The following is a 1,181-nucleotide window of genomic DNA, read 5'->3' as shown; positions in this document are numbered from 1 at the left end:
CGGCTGGCGGGGGCGTTGACGCCGGAGGTGGACGAGGTCCTGGCCCGGTATCCGCTGCGGGAACTGCTCACCGCCTCGCAGCCGTTGCCGCTGCTGGTGGAGCGGGAGCGGGCCCTGTACGGCGCCTGGTACGAGTTCTTCCCCCGCTCGGAGGGCACACCGGCACGGCCGCACGGCACCTTCCGCACCGCGGCACGCCGGCTGCCCGCCATCGCGCGGATGGGCTTCGACGTGCTCTACCTGCCGCCGATCCACCCCATCGGCACCACCTTCCGCAAGGGCGCCAACAACACCCTGTCCGCCGGACCGCACGACGTCGGGGTGCCCTGGGCGATCGGCTCCCCGGAGGGCGGGCACGACGCGATCCACCCCGACCTCGGCACGATCGAGGACTTCGACTGGTTCGTCGCCCAGGCCGCGGCGGTGGGCCTGGAGGTGGCGCTGGACTTCGCCCTGCAGTGCTCGCCGGACCACCCCTGGGTGGAGAAGCACCCGGAGTGGTTCCACCACCGCCCCGACGGCACGATCGCGTACGCGGAGAACCCGCCGAAGAAGTACCAGGACATCTACCCCATCGCGTTCGACGCGGACATGGACGGCCTCGTCGCAGAGACCGTACGCATCCTGCGGTACTGGATGGACCACGGCGTGCGGATCTTCCGCGTGGACAACCCGCACACCAAACCGGTCGTCTTCTGGGAACGGGTCATCGCGGACGTCAGCCGCACCGACCCCGACGTGATCTTCCTGGCCGAGGCGTTCACCCGCCCCGCGATGATGCGCACCCTGGCCCAGATCGGCTTCCAGCAGTCCTACACCTACTTCACCTGGCGCAACACCAAGCAGGAGCTCACCGAGTACCTCACCGAACTGTCCGGGGAGACGGCCGCCTCCATGCGGCCCAACTTCTTCGCCAACACCCCCGACATCCTGCACGCCTACCTCCAGCACGGCGGCCGCCCCGCCTTCGAGGTCCGCGCGGTCCTGGCCGCGACCCTCTCCCCCACCTGGGGCATCTACAGCGGCTACGAGCTGTGCGAGAACACCCCCCTGCGCCCGGACAGCGAGGAGTACCTCGACTCGGAGAAGTACCAGATCCGCTCCCGCGACTGGGAGGCCGCCGCCCGCGAGGGCCGCACCATCGCCCCCCTCATCACCCGCCTCAACGACATCCGACGGCG

General features: G+C 70.3%; 1 pseudogene. It reads left to right on the top strand.

The annotated features are described in order from the left end of the window. A pseudogene (locus tag ABT114_RS50460) lies at positions 1–1,181 on the top strand (alpha-1,4-glucan--maltose-1-phosphate maltosyltransferase); the annotation flags it as partial.

This window comes from Streptomyces sp. NPDC002088 (assembly GCF_040296605.1).
Lineage (GTDB): Bacteria > Actinomycetota > Actinomycetes > Streptomycetales > Streptomycetaceae > Streptomyces.
The sequence above is the reverse complement of the archived record's forward strand: the minus strand, read 5'-3'. Positions and strand labels throughout refer to the sequence as shown.